The 17242-nt window shown below is 40.3% G+C and carries 16 protein-coding genes and 1 pseudogene; 5 read left to right on the top strand and 12 right to left on the bottom strand.

The features are described from left to right. Window positions 1-26 precede the first annotated feature (26 nt). The 3 genes from NST12_RS07145 to NST12_RS07135 all read right to left on the bottom strand — a co-directional run bounded on the left by NST12_RS07145 (window position 27) and on the right by NST12_RS07135 (window position 1519). The gene (locus tag NST12_RS07145) at window positions 27-548 is read right to left on the bottom strand and encodes a hypothetical protein (protein WP_341100731.1); all 522 of its coding nucleotides are present in this window, start codon (window positions 546-548) and stop codon (window positions 27-29) included. 249 nt (window positions 549-797) lie between these two features. Further along, on the bottom strand, window positions 798-1091 hold the full coding sequence (locus NST12_RS07140) for a YxcD family protein (protein WP_003352768.1): 294 nt from the start codon (window positions 1089-1091) through the stop codon (window positions 798-800). Continuing rightward, window positions 1079-1519 (bottom strand): hypothetical protein, encoded by a 441-nt coding sequence (locus NST12_RS07135; RefSeq protein WP_341100727.1) that lies wholly within the window; start codon window positions 1517-1519, stop codon window positions 1079-1081. Before NST12_RS07135 ends, NST12_RS07140 begins: the two co-directional genes overlap by 13 nt. A gap of 233 nt (window positions 1520-1752) precedes the next feature. On the opposite strand from NST12_RS07135, the gene NST12_RS07130 reads away from it, so the two are divergent. Further along, window positions 1753-2520, top strand: coding sequence for a DUF1836 domain-containing protein (locus tag NST12_RS07130; RefSeq protein WP_003352766.1), 768 nt, complete (start codon window positions 1753-1755; stop codon window positions 2518-2520). A 118-nt stretch (window positions 2521-2638) separates the two neighbouring features. Here the strand turns inward: NST12_RS07130 and NST12_RS07125 are convergent, their stop codons facing one another. The 3 genes from NST12_RS07125 to NST12_RS07115 form a co-directional block, all read right to left on the bottom strand. Then, window positions 2639-3034 (bottom strand): cytidine deaminase, encoded by a 396-nt coding sequence (locus NST12_RS07125; RefSeq protein WP_048623225.1) that lies wholly within the window; start codon window positions 3032-3034, stop codon window positions 2639-2641. An 85-nt stretch (window positions 3035-3119) separates the two neighbouring features. After that, entirely contained in the window at window positions 3120-3776 is a 657-nt protein-coding gene (deoC, locus tag NST12_RS07120) for a deoxyribose-phosphate aldolase (RefSeq protein WP_341100724.1), read from the bottom strand. Between the two features lie 228 nt (window positions 3777-4004). After that, a complete protein-coding gene (locus tag NST12_RS07115; protein WP_270584306.1) occupies window positions 4005-5186 on the bottom strand; it encodes a NupC/NupG family nucleoside CNT transporter in 1182 nt (393 codons plus the stop codon). Window positions 5187-5715: 529 nt separating this feature from the next. Here NST12_RS07115 and yhfH (NST12_RS07110) point away from each other — a divergent pair. Both yhfH (NST12_RS07110) and yhfH (NST12_RS07105) read left to right on the top strand, forming a co-directional pair. Continuing rightward, entirely contained in the window at window positions 5716-5850 is a 135-nt protein-coding gene (yhfH, locus tag NST12_RS07110; protein ID WP_003352761.1) for a protein YhfH, read from the top strand. Between the two features lie 100 nt (window positions 5851-5950). Further along, window positions 5951-6085 (top strand): protein YhfH, encoded by a 135-nt coding sequence (yhfH, locus tag NST12_RS07105; RefSeq protein ID WP_003352759.1) that lies wholly within the window; start codon window positions 5951-5953, stop codon window positions 6083-6085. 200 nt (window positions 6086-6285) lie between these two features. Here the strand turns inward: yhfH (NST12_RS07105) and NST12_RS07100 are convergent, their stop codons facing one another. The 4 genes from NST12_RS07100 to NST12_RS07085 all read right to left on the bottom strand — a co-directional run bounded on the left by NST12_RS07100 (window position 6286) and on the right by NST12_RS07085 (window position 9688). Beyond that, window positions 6286-6612 carry an AzlD domain-containing protein gene (locus NST12_RS07100; RefSeq protein ID WP_341100721.1) on the bottom strand — a complete coding sequence of 109 codons (327 nt, stop codon included), beginning with the start codon at window positions 6610-6612 and terminating at the stop codon, window positions 6286-6288. Further along, the gene (locus tag NST12_RS07095) at window positions 6603-7334 is read right to left on the bottom strand and encodes an AzlC family ABC transporter permease (protein WP_341100719.1); all 732 of its coding nucleotides are present in this window, start codon (window positions 7332-7334) and stop codon (window positions 6603-6605) included. Before NST12_RS07095 ends, NST12_RS07100 begins: the two co-directional genes overlap by 10 nt. Before the next feature lie 468 nt (window positions 7335-7802). Then, window positions 7803-9338, bottom strand: coding sequence for an FAD-dependent oxidoreductase (locus tag NST12_RS07090; RefSeq protein WP_082142275.1), 1536 nt, complete (start codon window positions 9336-9338; stop codon window positions 7803-7805). A gap of 164 nt (window positions 9339-9502) precedes the next feature. Beyond that, window positions 9503-9688: a cold-inducible protein YdjO-related protein gene (locus NST12_RS07085; protein ID WP_040340877.1), complete on the bottom strand. Its 186-nt coding sequence runs from the start codon at window positions 9686-9688 to the stop codon at window positions 9503-9505. Between the two features lie 717 nt (window positions 9689-10405). Between NST12_RS07085 and NST12_RS07080 the strand changes: the two are divergent. Both NST12_RS07080 and NST12_RS07075 read left to right on the top strand, forming a co-directional pair. After that, a pseudogene (locus tag NST12_RS07080) lies at window positions 10406-11852 on the top strand (amino acid permease). A gap of 341 nt (window positions 11853-12193) precedes the next feature. Beyond that, window positions 12194-13408, top strand: a complete 1215-nt coding sequence (locus NST12_RS07075) for a CynX/NimT family MFS transporter (protein WP_341100716.1) — start codon at window positions 12194-12196, stop codon at window positions 13406-13408. A 47-nt stretch (window positions 13409-13455) separates the two neighbouring features. Here the strand turns inward: NST12_RS07075 and map are convergent, their stop codons facing one another. Then, on the bottom strand, window positions 13456-14199 hold the full coding sequence (gene map / locus NST12_RS07070; RefSeq protein ID WP_003352749.1) for a type I methionyl aminopeptidase: 744 nt from the start codon (window positions 14197-14199) through the stop codon (window positions 13456-13458). Between the two features lie 399 nt (window positions 14200-14598). Beyond that, the gene (locus NST12_RS07065; RefSeq protein WP_048623223.1) at window positions 14599-17046 is read right to left on the bottom strand and encodes an S-layer homology domain-containing protein; all 2448 of its coding nucleotides are present in this window, start codon (window positions 17044-17046) and stop codon (window positions 14599-14601) included. Between the last annotated feature and the right edge of the window lie 196 nt (window positions 17047-17242).

Genomic DNA, 17242 nt, shown 5'->3' with positions numbered 1-17242 from the left:
GATGCTGGGTTAGAGGATTTTATGTATCAAGATCCAAGCGTCGTTAAGGAAGTAAAAGGCGGTCCATCAACGTCCCGCAGGTCGAGCACCTCTTCTAGGCGTTCTTCCAGACGTTCTTCTAGACGTTCTTCCAGACGCTCTTCTAGACGGACTTCTAGACGCTCTTCCAGACGGACTTCTAGGCGCTCTTCCAGACGCTCTTCCAGACGCTCTTCCAGACGCTCTTCCAGACAGACTTCCAGACGCTCTTCCAGACAGACTTCTAGGCGTTCTTCCAGACAGACTTCTAGGCGTTCTTCCAGACGGACTTCTAGGCGTTCTTCCAGACAGACTTCTAGGCGTTCTTCCAGACGGACTTCTAGGCGTTCTTCCAGACGGACTTCTAGGCGCTCTTCCAGACGGACTTCTAGGCGCTCTTCCAGACGCAGTACTTCTAGAAGTTTTTTCCAATATTCAAGTGAGACGGCCAGAAACCGCTTTGTAACAAAAAAAAGATTCTGGAAAAACGGAAATATGTGGGAACTAAGATTGGCTAAATAATTACGCAAAAGGATGAAAGGTTTTTCCCTTCATCCTTTGTTTCATTTCCATTGGAAAATTTCCACTAAGAAAATTCCCGCAGTGACAACCTTTTATTATTTTTTAAAACCCCGTTTTCCCTCATGTTGAAACTTTTATGATCCTGCTATCATTTCATCAATCTAAAAAATGCGTAATGTTTTTTCATGGTAAAAAAATCTCCTCGGGTTTTACCCAAGGAGACTTCAAACGCCACAATATTAAAATTTTGGATGTCTTTATTCGTTTATCATAGCGATAATTCCTTCATGATCATCTAATTTCAGCTGAATTCCAGCCGCATACGGATCGATTTGATACTCGCTCTTAATCCAACCTCTGATCGCCTCAATAAGTTGTGGTTCTGTCAATGGATGCAATACGCCTGCAATTTCTCCTTCTGCTCCAAATCCAGTGTCATCATCGTACAGTAATTCAGTAATGACATCTTCCGGGCGAACATTTGCTTTCGCCGCTACATAAACACAGACGGCATTTATGATTTCTTGTTCAGAAAGTTTTAACGTCTCCATGAGTCATACTCCCTTTGATGTCTGCGATTAAAGATCAATTTTATAGCGCTCAACACCAGCATGACAACGGCAAATAGAAGAAATAAATTGATGACAAATCCCAGCATGGAGCTGATTGGTCCGAGACCATGAAACAAACTTCCTGCTAAAAATCCGCCTAGACCACCCAATAAAAGCCCTTTGGCAAAACTGCCTTTGCTGCTTTTTTGTGGAACCGTATGAGTGTATGGGGTAGTGTTCGATTTTGACGAATTGAAGATGCTAGAATTTTGATTTTTGTTCGGAACAACTTGCTGGCTGTGACTCGGCTGATAAAATCCTTTTCCAGATCTGTATCCTTTTGCCGATGCGCTGTCTACCATACCTAGTCCAACAAGGGAAAAAACAAGAGCCAATGAAGAAAGCCATTTAACCCATTTTTTGAACATCGATGAATTCGACTCCTTTTCTATAATTTTTCATTTTAGTTTAAAGAACTGTCATGTTCAGGTTCTTATGAACTTATTATATGATCTTATTCAAAAATATTCAAGTAGAATTTCTTTCATTTTGAAAAGAAAATGTAACGACATGAAGTTCATTTAGTAACAAAGTCATTTGACTTTCTTAATATCAAAGCGTAAGATAAGTTCAAAAGAACTTGTAAATAGGAGGAAACTTCGTGAATACCTTTCAATTAACAAGAAAGGAAATGGCGTTCCTTCTCCTTTCATTAAAAGGTTGGAGCAAAAAACCACCGCTTTCGGTACTGCAAGAAGCATGGATTCACTCTGAAGAACATGGTTCTCTCTCCGAACTCGATCCAAATGCTGCGAACGTTGGAACGCTTCCGCCCATTTTTGAAAAAATCATAAAAACGAATAAACTCGATAGAGGTTTTTCTTTAAACGAAATAGCAGCACTTGGCAATCAAATCGAGTACACTAATTTTTCTGTCACGGCGTTACAAAACTGGATTAAACGGGATATTAAAGAAATGATCGGCTCTCCTCAAAAAGGAAAAAAATATTCACTTGAGCAAACCGCGCTTTTATTCATTGTAGAGGATTTAAAAACAGCCCTTGACTTTGAATCGATTCGTCAACTATTAAAGCTGATTATCAACGATCCTGATGACCAAAAAGATGATCTCATCAATCCTATTCATCTGTATGCATGTTACTCTACTCTGTTTGAAGAAATCAATGATCATTCTTTGAGCGAAAACCGCTTACCGAATGAAGGAACGATCGAAACGATCGAAAGAATTATTAAATATAAGGCAGAGGAAATGGTGCAGGAGCATTTCCAACTGGATGAAGAAAAGCGTAAAGCGATTAAAAACATTATCATCATTGCCGTTTTATCCGTTCATACGGCTTATTTTCATATGCTTGCTAAACGTTCTTTGTCCGCTGCTTTATTTTTGCAGAATTTACCTTTTTCTTAAGAGTAAAATAAAAAAGCCGGCTTAATCGATGAAAAAGCCAGCTCGACTCAAAACTGAAATGAGTGATTATTTCTTCCTGCAATTTGGGATCAAGGACATCTCCTTGATCCACTTTTCATTAATCTAAATGACTTGGTGAAAAAGCATACGGCAACAGTTCCTTAACGGTTGTCTCTTTTCTTTCTCCTTTTAAATTCGTTAAAATAACCGGCATATCCGGAGGGCAAAATTCTGCAATCACTTGGCGGCAAGCTCCACAAGGCGAAATAGGACCATCTGTATCCCCGACCACCGCCAACATCGCAAAATCAGTTTGTCCTTCCGAAATCGCTTTAAAGATGGCCGTTCTCTCTGCACAGTTACATAGACCATAAGATGCATTCTCAATATTGCATCCTGAATAAATGTCTCCGCTTTTAGTCGCTATGGCAGCGCCCACCTTAAAATGAGAGTAAGGGGCATATGCTTTTTCTCTCCCCGCGACAGCTGCTTGAATCAACGTTTCGCTAATCAAGTCCCTTCCCCCTTAGAGAAATTTTGTAAAACGGGAGCGGGCTGAAAATGTGCGGATTTGTTGTCCTCTTTACATTTCTAACATTTTAAGCTTGGCCTGTCACAATTTTTACGCCCGCACTGGCTCCGATACGATTTGCCCCTGCTTTTTCCATCGCCAGCAAGTCTTCTGCAGTTCGAATTCCTCCAGAAGCTTTCACCCCAAAATCCGGTCCAACCGTTTTACGCATTAATGCAACATCTTCCACTGTTGCTCCTCCTGTCGAAAAACCGGTAGATGTTTTGACAAAATCTGCTCCGGCTTTGACTGCTAATTGACAAGCGAGCACTTTTTCCTCTTCTGTCAGCAAGCAGGCTTCAATAATCACTTTCACCAGCGCTTTTCCCTTTGCTACTTCCACGACGGCTCGAATATCATTTTCCACCAATTCCAGATCACGACTTTTAAGAGCCCCGATATTGATCACCATATCCACTTCTTCGGCTCCATTTTGAATGGCATTGGTCGTTTCAAAAGCTTTAACTTCAGGCGTGGTTGCACCGAGTGGAAAACCGATGACGGTACATACTTTCACATCGGTATCTTTTAAAATTTCATAAGCGGTTTTCACCCAAACCGGGTTTACGCATACCGAAGCAAAACCGTATTTTTTGGCTTCTTCCGCCAACCGGACGATATCATCTTTCGTAGCATCGGCTTTTAATAATGTATGATCAATCATGTTTGCTTTTTCCAACAACATCGAAGTACATCTCCTTAACCGTATATTTTTCTATCGGCAGCAGCTGCTATTTCCTTTTAAAGTGTAACAGGATCTTGTCTTATTTTCAAAGCCGAAAGATGTGAAATTGCCATGAATTTTGAATTTCACCCTCACTGATCACCGCCGGCATCCATGGTATCACTCTACTTCCATTTTGTTAAACCACAACATGAAGACCGATCCTTTTTATTCAACCACCATTCCCCATTACAAAAATAAACCGATAATCGTCCCGGATAAAATGGACGCCAAAGTTGAACCATACAATAATTTCAAGCCAAAATTCGCCACTGCGTCTCCTTGTTTGTCATTTAACGCTTTCACGGCGCCAGTGACAATTCCGATCGAACTAAAATTCGCGAAACTGATCAGGAACACGGAGACAATTCCAACTGTTTTTTCGGACAGCGAGTGGGATATTTTTGTAAAATTAGCCATCGCCACAAATTCATTTGTCACTAATTTTGTAGCCATGATGCTGCCGGCTTTGACTGCTTCTCCCCAAGGAACACCCATTAAAAAGGCGATAGGAGAAAAGACATAGCCGAGTATTGTTTGGAATGATATATGGAAGACCAGCGTAAAGAGATAATCAATTAAGTTGATCAATGCAATAAATCCAATTAACATCGCTGCTACAATAATAGCTACTTTCAGCCCATCCATGATACTTTCGCTGATCATTTGAAAAAAGCTCAATTTTTTTGTTTCTTCAACGACAAGCAAGTCCTCTTCCTCTGAAATTTCATAAGGATTAATGATATTTCCGACAATCAAAGCGGAAAATATATTGAGTATTATCGCAATCACGACGTATTTCGGCTCCAGCATGGTCATATAAGCACCGACAATCGATATGCTGACAGCGCTCATAGCCGACGTACATAGTGTGTACAAACGCTTCCGGGAAATGTGTCCAATTTGCTTTTTCGTCGTCAAAAACACTTCTGATTGTCCTAAGACAGCAGAAGAAACCGCAATGTAATTTTCTAGTTTCCCCATCCCGTTTAGTTTGCTTAAAACAAGGCCAACATATTTAATAATCACAGGCAAAATTTTGAAATAGTTCAAAATACCGATCAAAACCGAAATAAAAATAATAGGCATTAACACATCAAGAAAAAAATTGGATATCCCTTTGTTTTCCAACCCTCCAAAAACAAAGTCGACCCCTTTACTGCCCATCTCAAGCAATTTACTGAACATTTTCGACACAAATCCAATGACCGAAATGCCTGCTTTTGTATTAAACATAATAAAAGCAAGTACTAATTGGGCAATCAGCATAGTAAAAATTGCCTTATAGCGCACATGTTTTCGATCATAGCTGACCAACATGGCAAGCCCATACACTAACAGCAAACCAGTTAGAAAAAAAACAACTCTCACAGCAGCTCTCCTCCAATAACATGTTAATGGCAGCGGTTTCAATCCAAACTAAAAGAAATAATTAGAACCGCTGCCCAAATGAATAGACGATCTATCCATTCTCGAAAATACTATACCAAGATATCAATCTATTGTAAACAACGAAATAAAACAGCTGTGTACACGAAAAGCTCGCGGCGAAAAAGCTGATTGGACTAAAGTGAAATGACAAGTTTCATTCTTTTAAAAAGGAGCGACTTCTGTTTTTTCAAGTGAAGCGATAGAAAATCTGTTTCGCTTATTTTGGATTAAGCGGAACCATTTTGTTCATACTTTTATCATAGTAAAAATTCTTTTTCCTTTCATATGGAAATAAATAAAAATTCTATTGCATGAAAATTAGATCCATTCTTTTCAGCGAATATTCATTTATATTTTATTTTTTTAAATTTTTTAAAAAAGGGGTACACAACAAGAAAAATGTTGTGTATACTGTATTATAACAGAAACAATATTTTATAATCTGTATTATAAAAAGGAGGTGCCTGAAATGGTTCAAAGTCCGGTTGAATTTTTCCAAACCATATCCATTAAAGTTTGTTCGGTATGCGGCCAGCATATGGATGAGCAAGCGGAATCTTATATGATGGAGTGCGATCGCTGCCTTGCGCAATCAGAAGAATAACATCCGTTTCATCCACTTCATAAGTTCATTATTTTTTCATTGAGACAATATTCGGCTTCATTAGAACAAAAATGAAAAAATTTGATAAGGAGGAATAAAAATGGTTCCAAGTCCGGTTGAAATGTTCCGTGATCTTCCTAAAAAAGTTTGTCCGGAATGCGGTGAATATATTGAAGAACAGGCTGAATCGTATATGATGGAATGCGACCGCTGCTTAGCCAACAAAGAAGAATAAGCTTCTTAAAACATTGCTTAGACCTTTGAAAGTCCAGTTGATCGGTGGATGGATGTACGGATCGGTATTAAAGGAGCAGTTGGTGTCAACCAAAAAGGTAAACTGGAAATGGAAAAAAGAAGCTCTTACGGTTTTTCATCTATTAGGACGGTTAAAAAATGGGAAGGAAAATGATTCCTTCCCGTTTTCTTTATTCTAACCTAAATAAAAAAGCGCGCAGCCATCATCGCGACAATTCCTATCACAACCGTCCCTAATAAACTACGGGTCGCAAGCGCCACCACAAATGCCGGTATAGCTGCCAACAACTCCAGTCGATTTTCCATGATCGAAAATTTTCCGTTTGAAAGCAGCAGCTCTTGCGCCAACAGGGCCGTCATGACCGCAACAGGCACATGGCTTAACCAACGTTCAGCCCATTGGGGCAATTGAAATCGGCTTAAAATCATCAGCGGAAGAATTCGCGGTATGATCGTGACAATCCCCGATCCAATAATAACCGCCAAAACATATGATCTTAATTCCATTTTTCAATAAACACCCCCGCTGTTGCCGCCACGATGGCTGCGGTAATCACTCCCGTGCTGCCCGAAACAAAAAAGCTTAAGATCACGATCGATGATGCACTGCATATAGCCACTGCTAAATCGACCATCCATTTTTTTCTGCTAGTAATCTGTAAAACAAGCAATCCAATAAACATCGCTGGCAGGGCAAAATCAAGTCCAAATGCATTCGGATCTGGAATCCATTCTCCAAAAAATCCCCCTGCTACATTGCCAATTAGCCAGTTGACATATGCAGTGACATTCAAACCGAGCATCCATTTAAAACTTCCGGCTGCTCGATTAGATAAATGATTCATCGCAACGCCAAATGTTTCATCCGTTAACAACGAACCGGTCAACACATTTTTCCACAAAGGAAGATGACGAAAATAAGGGGATATCGCTGCACTCATGAGAAGATGACGAAGATTAATAAAAAAGATCGTAAAAATAATAGCGGAAACAGGATTTGCGGCCGCGATCATTCCTGATGCAATAAATTGCCCCGATCCGGCATAAAGAATAAGGGAAATCAGCACAATTTCCGCGATGGTAAGCCCCGCTGTTTTTTCCACCACACCGGCTGCAAAACCGATGCTCCAATAGCCCAATAATGTGGGCACGCAGTCTTTCGCCCCTTGCCAAAACCCCTCTTCCGAATATGGATATGAAATAGTATTTATTCGAGCATTCTCTGCCATTATGTAGATCCACCCTTTACATACAGTGAATTTTCATTTTTTTCGTCTACTTCCACTATAAATTGAATTAAAATTTTGTCAATTCCATGGCCAACCATTTATCATGAAAAGCAAAGCTTAAGGGGAGGCTATAAAGAGGGAGGTGGAAAAAGTGAACAACGTTCCAACAAATCAGTTAATTTATTATGGCATACCGACAGCCGCATATGTATTGCTCGGCATTTTAACCACCCTTTAAAAAAGGAAAAAAACGGAAATAAACGTCCATCGCCTCTCCCATCCTTTTGAATTCGAAAGCCTTCAAAAAATATCATCTCCGCCAACGTCCTCATTAAGGCCATGATGGACAAAAACAATTTGGCGCCAGGCTACCGCCTAAAAATTCGATTCGTTCAGCCAACCATCAGCGGGGACACTGCCCCTGCTGATGGAAGTTTCCCTTATCCTTACCATCGAAACCAAATTTTTTCATTCTTCCACCTTATTGAGCGGCTGTTTCGCCGGTCCTTCCAATACTTCTCCTGTCACTGAATAACGTGACCCGTGGCACGGGCAATCCCAAGTACGATCACCACTGTTCCATTCCACTTCACACCCCATATGCCGGCAAGTGGTATCCACCATATATACGTTTTGATTTTTATCTTTATAGGCCCCCGCTCTTTTTCCGTTCACACGAATGACAGAGCCTTCATCCGTTTGTAAATCATCCACCGTTTTTAACGGGGATTCCCATTTCCCTTTTAATAAATGCCCCGCGACATTGGTATTTTCTCTAATCAATGTTTTCACTGATGGATCCACGTTGAAACGAGAAGGAGTAAACAACTCTTCATAAGGATTGGGCTTTTCTAAAATTAAATCACTGATTAATTGGGCTGCCGCTGTTCCATTTGTCATTCCCCACTTTCGAAAACCCGTTGCAACATAAATATTCGGTTTTTCGGAAGTGATTCGCCCAATAAAAGGCACTTTATCTAATGTCGTCCAATCTTGCGCCGACCAGCGGTACAAAAATTCGTTGATTCCAAATGTTTCTTCTGCGTATTTTTGCAGTGCTTCATAATGATGTATCGTAGAAATCCCTTGTCCAGTCTTATGACGTTCCCCGCCTACAAGCAATATTTTTTCATTGTCGCACAGCGTATACCGCAACGATCGTGTTGGTTCTTCAACCATAAGATACATGCCGCCAGAAAATGTTTTTTGAGGTTTGACGGCAAGAAGATAAGATCGTTCTGGATACATTCTGGCAAAATAAAATCCTGCCCCATCGTAAAACGGATAATGGGACGCAATGACTACTTGCTTACATGAAATCGTGCAGCCATTTCTAGCAACAACTTTTATCTCATTCCCTTGCTCTATATCCACTGCGGTCGTATTTTCAAATATTTCTGCTCCTTGATGTTCGGTCTCTTCCAATAGTTTTTTTAAATATTTTAACGGATGGAATTGGCCTTGCGTATTCATCCTAACAGCTGCTTTTACGGGTATATCAATGGGAATAGAGTTGCGATAGTCTCCCTCTATCCCCAGTTTTTCATAGGCCTCCATCTCCTTTTCAAGTTTGCTGATATAAGAATCCGTATTCGTGTAGAGATAAGCATCTTCTTCGGTAAAATCGCATTCGATTTGATGACGTAAAACGGTGTCGCGGATAAAATGTAAGGCAGACATATTCGCTTCATAATAACCACGTGCTTTCTCAAATCCAAAATGTTCCATCAATTCGTGGTAGATTAAACCATGCTGAGCGGTAATTTTGGCAGTTGTGTGCCCCGTTGTGCCAGTGAGAATTTTGCCAGCGTCGATCAGAGCGACTTTCATTCCTGCTTTTCCTAATAAGTTGGCAGAAGTGATTCCGACAATTCCGCCACCAACAATGGAAATGTCCACCTCTATATCTTTCTCCAGTTTCGGAAAAGACGGTAATTCCAAATTGGATCTCCAAAAAGACTCGGGAAATGGAGGCATGTGTTGGCTTGCATTTTCCGAAAACATCCAATTCCTCCTTCATGGGGTTAGTATCTAAAGGAAATCTTCCCCAAAAAAGAGGACTTTATTCTTTTTCTAAGCGTTTGTGGGAACGCCTTAAAGTAAAGCGAGAACATAAACTCGTCATAAAAAAAGAAAAGCTGCCACTTATAGGCAGCTGCCATCATACATTAGTTCTTTTTGATTGGATATAACTCCCGTATCTCTTCTTTCATTTCACTTCCGCAAATTGGGCAATGCAAATTGGGTGTCGCAAATTCTTTTCTCATCCAAACATTGCAATCAGGCGATTGGCAAGCGTAGACACTCGTTTCGACCATTTCAACTTCTTCTTGATTCCGTTTGTTATAATACACAAATAAAGACCCCTTTATTATAATTGATGATGTTTCTGCAAAACACAAAAAGCCCGATCTCAAGTAGAATGAGGAACAACTTCATAACAGTATACGACCAATTTTGGGATGAGGGCCCTGACTTTACTGATAAAGCAACAAGTCGTACTTCTATCTTACCACTTAATTGACAGAAAGCCAATCTCGCTCAAATTTCTAGTCCTCCCATTCGTTCTATTGAATGGCTACTACGTATTAAGATTATGCCTCGAGAAGACAGATTATAACCTTAAAAGACCGATTTTAGTGAGAACGACTTCAAAATACCATTCGCTTCCTTTTTTCCTTAAGATATCGTGAAACTTACAGCAAAAGGATTTTTCTGCGGATAAAAATAACAATAGACGAATTGTGTCGATTGTTGTATATTTATTTTGCGTTCTAAATAATCATACCTTCACAATGAAGAATGATAGTCATTTCTGCAAAAATATACAAATAATGATCGATTGACTGATCGGGCTGTTTTCAACGTACTTGAATACTATTTTGAAGGCATCTGCGAAAATTTCAAACGAGACGGCGGTAAACGTTACCGGATGAAGGATGCATAAAAAACATGCCTGCCTGGTTGCGAATAAATAAACACATTCTCATTACATTTTCGCAAATGTCAATCCCCGTTTTACATTTGCAGCACTGTTTCGTCATCCAAGTAGAAAGGGGTTCATTGATTCAATGGAACAAAAACGATTAGGGTTTTGGCTTTTGACCGCACTGGTCGTTGGAAATATGGTAGGATCCGGAATATTCATGTTGCCACGAACGCTTTCTGAAGCCGCCAATCCAGCTGCTGTGTTATTGGGATGGTCTTTAACTGGTTTCGGTGTCCTCACAACGGCTCTTGTCTTCGGTAATTTATCCATCCGAAAACCAGAACTGAACGGCGGACCACAAATTTACGCAAAAGAACTGTTTAAAGAGGGATCAACACTTTCCACATTGTCAGGATTTATGTCTTCTTGGGGGTATTGGATCGGAAACTTCGCTGGAAATGTTGCTATTATCACTACTTTTACAAGCTATTTAGCAACCTTTTTTCCCATTTTAAACAGCAAAGCTCCGTTATTCACAATCGGAACCGTTGCTTTCAAAACAGGCAACGTTCTAACTTTTATTATATGCACCGCCATGCTTTGGTTTACACATTTTTTAATTTTAAGAGGAATTGAAGGAGCAGGAAAAATCAATTTTCTAGCCACGAGCGCAAAAGTGATCGGTTTCTTTTTATTTATTGTCCTAAGCCTGTTTGCGTTTCAAAAAAGTAATTTGCTTCCATTTACGGCTCCACGCTTAGATGAAAGCGGACATCCACTAGGAATTTTAACACAAATAAACCACGCAGCTGTCTCAACACTTTGGGCTTTCGTGGGTGTTGAATCGGCTATTGTATTTGCCTCCAGAGCCAAAAAACAAAGTGATATAAAACGGGCCACTATTATTGGGCTAATGATTGCATTGGCGATTTATATCGGTATTTCCTTGCTGGTGATGGGCGTTCTGCCACAGGAAACTCTAATACATTCCGAAAAACCACTCGTGGATGCTATTGAAACCATCATCGGACCAATCGGAGCTTATTTAATCGCTGGATTGGGCTTGATTAGTTTAGCCGGCTCCACAATAGGTTGGGTGTTAATGAGCGCCGAGGTTCCTTATCAAGCGGCTAAGCAAGGATTGTTTTTAGCTTCTTTTCTAAAAGAAAACAAAAGAGGCGTTCCATCCTTTTCCTTATGGCTGTCAAACGTTCTTGGACAACTCTTTATTTTTTCAACCATATCCAATTCAATGGCCCATGCATTTGACTTTTGTCATTTATATCGCCACATTGGCTTATCTCATGCCTTATCTTATTGCATCCTTGTTCCAGCTTAAGCTCGTTTGGACCGGTGAAACGTATCAGCTTAACAAAAGCCGGTACACCGATGGTCTTATTGCTTTATTGTCCACTATTTATTCCATTTGGGTCATTTATGCAGGTACTTCTGATTTAAAAACATTTTTGTTCGGAGCCGCTTTATTGGCTAGTGGACTGATCTTCTACCCTTCTTTGCGCAAACAAACTCAAGCCACACCTTTCACGAAAAACGGCAGGCTTTTAGCTAATCAAGAGGAGACCCCTTAAGGTCTCCTTTTTTTATTGTTCTCCTATCATTCTTTGCCCTGGCGACTGAAGAAAGTTCGCAATGTAATTTAGGATATGTCATGGCACATTTACGGCTGTCATGTTTTGAAATATGATATACTGGGATTCGAGTCTTTTTTCATTTAAGCTAATGGCCTTTTAAACGATCCGTTCAACCGACTGTATGAACTCCCTAAATGTTGATACACTCATCAACAGTTTGTGGATGGCGGATGAGTCTTAATGGATTGAGACGTTAAAATGGGAGGCCGTACCGTCATTTTGCAATCATTTTCCTTAAATTATTGACTGGATGCATGTGAATGAAAGGTGGTTTTGTCATGAAAGAAACGGCTGCGTTCAAACATTTTGATAAAAAATGGGTCTTCTTAGTAATAGGAATTTTATTCGTAGCAGCCAATTTACGCCCTTCTCTGACCGCAGTGGGGCCGGTGCTCGGTTTTATCAGAGAAGATTTAGGTTTGTCCCATTCCGTGGCCGGGTTGCTTTCCACACTCCCGCTTATGGCATTTTTCGTTTTTTCCCCACTGGTTCCTCAACTTTCTGGGAAGTTTGGAATGGAACGAACCCTCTTTTTCAGCTTGCTGTTATTGACGGCGGGCATATTCATACGTTCCTGTTCCTCTATTTTTACGTTATTTTTAGGAACATTTATGATAGGAACGGCGATTGCTGCTGGCAATGTTCTTTTGCCGGGGCTGATCAAAAGGGATTTCCCTCATCAAGTAGGGCTGATGACAGGCGGATATTCTCTTTCGATGAACACTTTTGCCGCACTTGGATCCGGCCTAAGTGTTCCATTGACTCATGCTCTTGGCTATGGATGGCAAGGCTCCCTTATGTTTTGGGCTTTGTTGTCGCTTGTGGCGCTGTTCATTTGGCAGCCTCAGCTCCGCCATACAACGATGAACCACTTACCAACGTATAAAAACAAGGAAAAAAACCGGCTCTGGAGATCCAAGCTTGCTTGGAAAGTGACGATTTTTATGGGTTTCCAGTCTTTTGTTTTTTATATATCCATTAACTGGTTTCCCAACGTTTTTCAAGATCGTGGAATGAGTGCTGAGGCATCGGGTTGGATGGTCTCCATCATGCAGTTTGTTGGTATGCCGGCGACCTTTATAGTTCCGATCCTTGCAGAGCGCTGGAGTAGTCAGCGGCTTTTATCCACCATCGTCTGCTTGATCGGGATTATCGGCTATGCAGGACTTCTAATGGAAAATCCCGATTATACGATTTGGTGGGTTTTGCTCATAGGCATCTCGCAAGGAGCGACGTTCGGTTTAGCTTTGACTTTTATTTCTTTGCGGGCAAAAACGGATTATACGGCGGCAAGACTTTCGGGTATGGCTCAATCAATCGGATATTTGTTCGCAGCATTTGGCCCTTTTCTGTTTGGACTTTTGCATGACTTGACAGGCCACTGGTTCGTTCCCCTCTTTCTTCTGGTGGCAGCCACAACCGTTCAATTGGTTTCTGGACTAGGTGCAGGACGAAATTCGTACGTCTTAGAGGAAGAAACAACGATTTCATAAATACGAAAAAATCGACAGCCTACCAGCTGTCGATTTCTTTTCTCCTTCTACAAAGTCAAAATAATCGGCTTATCTTTTGTTACGATAATAGTATGCTCCACTTGAGCCACCAGGCTGCCGTCAGGAGTTTTGTAAGTCCATCCATCTCCTGCTTCTTCAATCATATCAGCCCCTGTAGAGATAAACGGCTCAACCGCAATGACAAGACCCTCTTTTAATAATTCATTATCCCACGGGTCGTAATAATTCAATATATGATCGGGCTTTTCATGGAGTGATCGGCCAACTCCATGGCCGGTTAAATTCAGGATGACAGAAAAGCCATTGCGCTTTGCTTCTTTCATCACTGCTTTACCAATTTGATTTTGTTTAGACCCCGCTTTTGCTTTTAATATTCCTTGTTGAAAAGCTTTCTCCGCCGTTTCACATAATCGATACAGTTCTGGATCCCCATTGCCGACAACAAATGAAATTCCCGTATCTGTAAAAAAACCGTCGAAAGACCCGGAGACATCAATATTTACAAGATCCCCTTCTTGAATGACCTTGTCGCCGGGTATTCCGTGTGCTACTTCATCATTCACGCTTATACAAGTATAGCCGGGAAAATTGTATTCTTTTTTCGGTCCTGATTCTGCACCGTATTCTGCAAATAATTTTCCGGCTAATTCATCTAATTCCTTTGTTGTGATGCCGGGCTTTGTATGGATTTTTAATTGGTCGCGAATCGCGGCCATCACTTTACCGCTTTGCTTTAACCCTTCTAGTTCTTGTTCCGTTTTTACAATCATATCTCTCTTCCTTCTTATTTTGTAAATATTCGTTTCCTATACTATCTTACTTTTTTCTTTTTTTCAAAACAATTCATTCTGAAAGTGTGCAGTAACGAATTCCAGCATCGCTTTTTCATCATGTTTTTTAGCATTCTTTAACGGCATCTGCTCTCTCTTATTCATACACATTTAATTAAAAAAGCAAGCCTTTGAAAACTATCATACCTCCCATTGTCAAAAAAAGACTGACTCAAAACATCGCGTTGGAGCGATATTGAGCCAGCCTTTTCCTATTTTAACAACCATCCTTATGTTCGAATAAGCCACTGTATAAACATCAGAGTTACTCACAGTCTTTACAAACAAGCAACGATGATCAGCAAAGATACTCATCGGCATAACGGATCAACCGTTTGTCTATGATTCCACATTTTTTAAAAATAAATCAACGAGTTTGGCCGCTTGAGCACGAGTTAAGTTTTTATTAGGAGCAAAGGTACCATCTCGATAGCCACTAAGGAAGCCTTTTTCGTAGGCCGCATTGACATAGGGCAAAAATTCTGCTGAAATCGCAGATGTATCTTTAAAAATGGTTTTATGTGTGGTCGCAATACGTTGTCCCGTTTTCACTTCATAGGCCTTCATTAAGATTTTCGCTGTTTGCTCGCGAGTAATTGTGTCGTTCGGAGCAAATTTATCCTTTGTTTTTCCATCAATGATTCCTGCTTCATAGGCTGCGGCAATATCTTGAGAAAGTTCCAAACCTTTAATATCCTTAAATGGCGGTTTTCCCTTTGCTTCTAATCCTAAAGCACGGACGATAAGGGAAGTAAACTGGCCGCGAGTCACATTTTGGTTCGGCACAAAAGATTTTTCTGTCATGCCTTTTGCGATTCCTCTTAATTGTAAATCCGAGACATATTCATAAGCCCAATGACTTTTGTCTACATCTTTGAATTTATAAGGCTTCGGCAATTTTGTGAGTGAAGGCAGTCCGGTTATATACCCAACACCGCCTGTTTTATCGATTCCAATCTTTTCTTCCATCGCTTTTTTTAACTCTGATTTGTCAACAGCCGTAATGCTGTTTTGATCTAATTCATCTCCAGGATGCTGGAAATTGCTCAAAATATAAGAGAAACCGTTCATATTATCTACCGCTGACAAACCGGTTGCTTCTGCCCCGGCCGGAACAGATAAAATACGGGACAATTTTTTTGTATCGACATTGTACGCCCACACAAAGTTGTTCGTATGTTTTCCGCTGTCTTCGCCTATGAATAATGTTCTAAGCGGCTCGGAATAGCTTAAATTATCCGTATTGGCTACTTTGTCCACATTAGCCGTATTGCCGTATGAATCCGCTGTTGTTAAATCTTCACCGGCAATTAAACCAGACATGGTCGCGGCAACATAGTCGCTATCAATGGCATTTCCATCCTTATCTTTTTGCCCGCCGGTTAAATCCAATTGGTACGTGACACCCGATTTAATGACTGGTAATTGAATATCGTCAACAGGATCTGTTCCTTTTGTATCTTTTGCCATTCCGCTGCTTTGGTCTGAAATGGCTATATAAACTTTTTTATCTTTTGCATTAAGTGCAACACCTTCCATTTTATTAAATTCAGATGTCGCTCCAAGCATGGCTGCATAACGTCGTGATTCTAAAAAGGCAGCTGCTTTTTCCATTCCTGGTTTTAATTTTAAATATTCTGTTTTGCCGTAGGAATATTGCTTGATGGCAGTAAAGCCTTCTTTGGGCGCATCTGAAGTTTCGAAAATATCACTAAATTGAATGCCACTGTCAATGATATCTTTTATCTCTTTATCTGTAGCATGACCTAGCTTAATCCATTCTAATTTCCCGCTACCGCCATTTTCAGTACCGGTTTGATGAAATTTAGCAGCATAAAGTGTACCTGCTGATAAATCCGCAGGCTTATCCGCTACGTACATGAATAAAGTAGTATAAGAGCCATCATCACCAAAAAAGGCTGTACGTTTATCAGGCATCACCTTCATTAATTCATGTGAAAAGCGCCCAACGCTATAATGTTTTTCCACCTTTGTTGAACCGTCTTCCTTCACCGTAATCTCCGGAATAAATCCGTAGTAATAAGGATTTGCTTTCGATTCATCACCAAAATAAAGCTTAGCAAAACTTTCTGTCCAGGTTCTTGCAGAAGATTGTGGATTGAATTCAAAACTGCGTGCATCCGGCTCATATTCTTCTGATCCGAGATGAGTGTTCCAAGGCGATACACTGCCATTACATGGAATCCAAAGACCATTTACGGAAGAAAAATCAATTTTTTTCACTTCTACTGCTTTCAGCTCCCCAGTTTTCTTATCCTGCGCTAATTTCGTCAAAGTCATAGAGGCTGGAACTAATCCATAAGCTGAATGGCCGGCCGCATCAAATGTGTCGTATTCATAATGGGTCACCATATAAAGTTGACCTTTTATATTTAATAAGCTATTTGAGTCAGGTGCATCCGATATAAAATAAGTTGGTTTACCTTCAACACTGTGATCCATAATGGGATTCCCATGTACATCAATCGGTGTACCCGCCGGAATTTTTTCGCCTTTGTTCGCGGCTACTTGATCTTCCGATTTAAACAATGTTTTATAGGCAAGCGGAAACTTTCGAACTCTGCCATCGCTGTATTTTACCTCAACTGATGCATCGGTATAAGTATTCACCATTTGATCAATCGTGGAAGGTGGATTCATTCCGTTAAATTGGATGGAATCAATGCTCACTTTCTCGTTACTCGCCGCAGCAACCGGTGTTACAGCAGGAATGGTTAAAGCTAGTGCGAATGCGAATGTGGCTCCTTTTTTCGTAATCAGCTTCATCTACTTTTCATCTCCTAGTTCAAGATCGTTTCTTTTCTCTGTAATCTATTAAACTATTAAACTGTTAATGCTGAATGAAAAATTTGTTAATTTATCATTAATTTTACATTTGTTTCCATAACTTTTTGAGATTTAACCTGTACAATTTTACATGCTCGAAAGACTTTATGGTAAAATGAATAGGAAGCTTCATTAT

The organism is Bacillus sp. FSL W8-1127 (assembly GCF_038006725.1).
Classification (GTDB): domain Bacteria; phylum Bacillota; class Bacilli; order Bacillales; family DSM-4216; genus Bacillus_O; species Bacillus_O smithii.
Note: the sequence above shows the minus strand (reverse complement) of the source record. Positions and strands in the feature narration are given on the sequence as shown.

Coding starts and splice junctions, on each gene's coding strand:
- deoC (WP_341100724.1), bottom strand. CDS start 3,776: ATGTTGTTGGAAAAAGCAAACATGATTGATCATACATTATTAAAAGCC.
- NST12_RS07090 (WP_082142275.1), bottom strand. CDS start 9,338: ATGTTTTCGGAAAATGCAAGCCAACACATGCCTCCATTTCCCGAGTCT.
- yhfH (WP_003352759.1), top strand. CDS start 5,951: ATGGTTCCAAGTCCGGTTGAAATGTTCCGTGATCTTCCTAAAAAAGTT.
- map (WP_003352749.1), bottom strand. CDS start 14,199: ATGATTGTAAAAACGGAACAAGAACTAGAAGGGTTAAAGCAAAGCGGT.
- NST12_RS07065 (WP_048623223.1), bottom strand. CDS start 17,046: ATGAAGCTGATTACGAAAAAAGGAGCCACATTCGCATTCGCACTAGCT.
- yhfH (WP_003352761.1), top strand. CDS start 5,716: ATGGTTCAAAGTCCGGTTGAATTTTTCCAAACCATATCCATTAAAGTT.
- NST12_RS07135 (WP_341100727.1), bottom strand. CDS start 1,519: ATGTTCAAAAAATGGGTTAAATGGCTTTCTTCATTGGCTCTTGTTTTT.
- NST12_RS07095 (WP_341100719.1), bottom strand. CDS start 7,334: ATGGCAGAGAATGCTCGAATAAATACTATTTCATATCCATATTCGGAA.
- NST12_RS07075 (WP_341100716.1), top strand. CDS start 12,194: ATGAAAGAAACGGCTGCGTTCAAACATTTTGATAAAAAATGGGTCTTC.
- NST12_RS07100 (WP_341100721.1), bottom strand. CDS start 6,612: ATGGAATTAAGATCATATGTTTTGGCGGTTATTATTGGATCGGGGATT.
- NST12_RS07140 (WP_003352768.1), bottom strand. CDS start 1,091: ATGGAGACGTTAAAACTTTCTGAACAAGAAATCATAAATGCCGTCTGT.